Annotated in this window: 4 protein-coding genes and 1 tRNA gene; 2 read left to right on the top strand and 3 right to left on the bottom strand. The window is 45.0% G+C overall.

Going from position 1 to position 3,866, the window contains the following annotated elements:
• Positions 1-771: 771 nt before the first annotated feature.
• The 3 genes from H6F50_RS08440 to H6F50_RS08430 form a co-directional block, all read right to left on the bottom strand.
• Positions 772-1,977 (bottom strand): hypothetical protein, encoded by a 1,206-nt coding sequence (locus H6F50_RS08440; RefSeq protein WP_190428327.1) that lies wholly within the window; start codon positions 1,975-1,977, stop codon positions 772-774.
• Positions 1,978-2,009: 32 nt separating this feature from the next.
• Entirely contained in the window at positions 2,010-2,420 is a 411-nt protein-coding gene (locus H6F50_RS27005; protein ID WP_242028943.1) for a type II toxin-antitoxin system HicA family toxin, read from the bottom strand.
• 131 nt (positions 2,421-2,551) lie between these two features.
• Positions 2,552-2,624: transfer RNA gene (locus H6F50_RS08430), tRNA-Val, on the bottom strand.
• Positions 2,625-2,714: 90 nt separating this feature from the next.
• On the opposite strand from H6F50_RS08430, the gene H6F50_RS08425 reads away from it, so the two are divergent.
• Together H6F50_RS08425 and H6F50_RS08420 are read left to right on the top strand one after the other, a co-directional pair.
• The gene (locus H6F50_RS08425) at positions 2,715-3,329 is read left to right on the top strand and encodes a metal-binding protein (protein ID WP_190428325.1); all 615 of its coding nucleotides are present in this window, start codon (positions 2,715-2,717) and stop codon (positions 3,327-3,329) included.
• A 28-nt stretch (positions 3,330-3,357) separates the two neighbouring features.
• On the top strand, positions 3,358-3,866 hold a 509-nt coding region (locus tag H6F50_RS08420), incomplete at its 3' end, for a MazG family protein (protein WP_190428323.1).

Genomic DNA, 3,866 nt, shown 5'->3' with positions numbered 1-3,866 from the left:
TTTTCCCTCTCGCGCAAAAGCAAGTCCTGCTGGACATTCTGAATTGTTCAATTGTAGAGGGAATAGGGATCAACTCGATCGCAAGAATGCCTGCTGTTTGGGCGTTGGTTCTCTGTGCAGGTTGCGCCAAGCGTGTCCTTTTATAGGCTACCCGCTGAGTAAATTATTGTAAATTAATTGCGATGCCAGAGTGCGATCGCAATCTTTAGCCGTGTCTAAAATTAGCTCTACTCGACCTCAACCGATGAATCCTGCGGTTCCCGTGCTGGGTTAACCGCAATCGCACTATCAGGAAAAATGCGATCGCCCACACAGCAGTTACAGCAACACATTGAGGCGTGGCAAGCGATGCGGTCAAAGTTGGGAGGGAGTGAATGGTGAATGAGCGATTTCGCCTCTCATTATGCAGAGTTGCCGTGTCATCGAAGGGAGTGACAGTTTAAGTTAACGGCAGGGTATGAGCAGCATCAGGTGAGCTTGTTGTCGCAGTGTCCCAGGTGTGGAGCGAGGTTTAAGATTTCGGCATTGTGGGAGGATAGCTGCTGTCATTGGTGTCGGTTGCCTTTTGTGGAGATGACTGCCTTATCACAAAGCCATTCGATCGAAGTATTTTGATCAATTAACAGCGCAAGCCAGGGGCGGCAGATAATCCAAAAAACACAGCCAAAGCTCGAAACCGCCGTCCGCTGCACTAATTTGTTAGCCCCCCGACGAGCGGAGAAAAAAGTATTTGATAATCATTAAGCTGAGGTTCATAGTTTTTTTCAATTTCTAGCGTAGGTTCAGCAATGGTAAGCGAAAACCATTTATTCCTCTCTTTACACTGTTTTCAATATCCACAATTACTTTTTGAATCCCATTTTCCTCATCATTCAAAATGTCTCTTTTCATCGAGTTGAAGTAATCTTCAATATTCTGTTTCAGAATAGGTCTATAGTTTACCTCTGTCTTGTGGATATCCCATGCATCCCATGCAATGATCGCTACAGTCACTACGGGACCAAGCAATTCCCCACCGACTAAAGCTCCCGCTTTGCTTAAGAAGCTTGCACTTGCTTTAGCAACAACTTTAGTTGCTACTTTTGCTGTTACCTTCTCAATTGCTACAACAGCCGCCTTTGCTAATAATGCTGTACCGCCTAAGCCTGCAATCGTGAAAGCTTTTAGTTGTAGCGGAACTTCCCTTCCTTCGATATTGGTCACAACTACCGTGACACTATGCAAATATTCTTCCCAATCTGCTTTTGGAATACTATGTTCAGTACGAATTCTCTCTAACTTTTGTTGTAACTCACTGATATAAATTTGTGAGATATCTCTAGAAATATTCTTGAGTTCAAGTTTAGCAATCTCAGGTCTAAAAACCCGGCTTGTAAATTCTTTCAGAACCTCTTCTTGAATTTTTTCCTTTGCAGTTGGAAGATTTTTTTTAAAGAGCCGTTTCCCTGCCTGTAGTGTTCCATCTAAACCAAACTTCTGCTGAGTCCAATACCCAAAATACCAATCTAAAAAATCGTTATCCTGACTTGGAACATCAACCCGATACATTAACCCAGCAATCCACGAGTCTAATTCATTCGATGCAGTTTTAAGAGCTGATTCTCTAGCTGATACTAAAGCAGCATTAATATCTGCTGTAAATTTTTCTCCTTTTACAGCAATAACAGGACTACTATCTATAACTCCAAAAGTGCCCGTTACAGAAGTTGGAACAAGTGTACTTCCAAATGCAAAGGATCTTCCAAGAGAGGATAGAATCACGAGAAACAGGATTCCCCATAAGATAGTTGATATAATACGCCACCCTAACTTCAGCCATGCTTTCCACAGAGGAGTTACCTGCACGGGATTAACCAAGAGCAAGTTGGCAGCCAGCATTAAAAAAGTACGTTTTTTTGTAATTGCACACTTAATTCCTGAGGTAGTTAGCCAGTTGACTAAACTTTCAGATGTAGTAGAAATTTTAGATACTGACATAGATTTGCTATTTTGTAACCTACCGATAAGTCTCAGGTACTCGCATCATCAGACGGTTTCCCTCCAATCGTGAATAAACATGGCTTGGTTGGATGCTTGACCTGACGATGGTTGCTCCTATTTCTCTCCCGATACCAACCATCTTCTTCTATTGGCTTAATCACTTCCCTAACTTTCATAAGGAGATCGAGCCAACCCTCCAGCAAAAGCGATTCCCTACAGGATAGCTTCTCTTTACGCTGTTGCCCACAGTTTTCTCTAAAGGACATAACACCGATTAGCATTTTTGAGCCACTTTCTAGATGAATCCTCAGACCAATCCATCTAAGGCTTAAAGCTTCTGAAGTTCTCTCGTAAGTGTTGATGAATGTGATCGCTAAGTGTGCGCCAAATGCGATCGCTCGAAGATAGCACAACAGGCGACCCCAATCGCTCGGTGCCATAATGTGCTATTTTAGTGACGAGATTCTCGCATCGCTTAGCTTCTCCAAACGAATCTGGATGAAGCTGAATTTGGGTTAATGACATTAATCTGTCACGAATGACAGATAGTTAGTCACTATACAATTTTTAATGGGCAGTACTGGACTCGAACCAGTGACATCCTGCTTGTAAGGCAGGCGCTCTACCAACTGAGCTAACCGCCCAAATTCAGACACTTTTTAGATAATAGCAGATTACGCTGCTGCTGCTACTATTCAAACAGAATAAATTTTAAAAAATCTCAAATTTAACGGATGCCCTCTGGTCGGACGCACGATCGCATTACTTTATGGTGCTTGCCTTGGGTGGCTGGCATGACGTTCGGGCTGACTCGCAGTGGCGATCTGACGTTAATTGTTTCCGGAGGATTTTTATTCAGCGGGCTAATGTTTAGCCCTGACTTGGATCTAAACTCCCGTCCTTATCAGCGCTGGGGTTGGTTGCGGTGGATTTGGATACCCTACCAAAAGAGTTTACGCCACCGCTCGGTTTTTTCCCACGGGTTAGCAATTGGGACAATCGTGCGATCGCTCTATCTCGCCTGCTGGCTCTTTCTCGTGGGATTGTTGATATTGGGGATACTACAGCTGGTCTGGGGTGTCGGATGGACTTGGCAGGTGATAGCGAATCAGGTGCAGCGATCGCTTACTCAATATCCGGCTGAATGGATGGCGCTGTTTGTGGGTTTGGAATTGGGTGCAATGAGTCACTCATTCAGTGACTGGGGGGGTTCTGCCTACAAGCGGTTTAAAAAAAGTGGATTGAAGGCGGTGATGCCTAAGCGAGTGAAGACTCGGAAGCGAACCGGCAAAGTGAGTCAGCGTAGAGTCAAGAAACCAACCGCCAAGACGCAGAGGACGCGAAGGTAAGATCGAAAGACAAACTGAATTTTCGTTTATGCCAAATTCCCCAGAATCTGCTCATCCCATGCCTCAAACTGCACTAGAAGCCCTGCAACAGTTGATTGAGATTGTTGCCCAGTTGCGATCGCCCAATGGAGGTTGTCCGTGGGATTTAGCGCAGACTCCCCAAACCCTCACCCCGTATGTCATCGAAGAAGCTTATGAAGTCGTAGATGCGATTCGCACTGGGGATAAAGATGCGATCGCTGAAGAACTGGGGGACTTATTGCTACAAGTGATGCTGCAAGCGCAGATTGCTAGCGAATCCGGGCAATTTAGCTTAACCGATGTCGTTCAGGGGCTGACTCAAAAGCTGATCCGCCGTCATCCTCATGTCTTTGGAGAGGTTGAAGTCGAAACTGCTGAGGAAGTCCACGAAAATTGGCAGAAAATCAAAGCCGCAGAAAAAGGAGAAACGACTCAAGACGCGCAACAGCTAAGTCGCAAACTGACTCGTTATTCCCGCACATTGCCGCCACTGATGGCGGGGATGAAAATCTCTCA

The organism is Coleofasciculus sp. FACHB-712 (genome assembly GCF_014695635.1).
Taxonomy (GTDB): Bacteria; Cyanobacteriota; Cyanobacteriia; order Cyanobacteriales; family FACHB-T130; genus FACHB-T130.
Note: the sequence above shows the minus strand (reverse complement) of the source record. Positions and strands in the feature narration are given on the sequence as shown.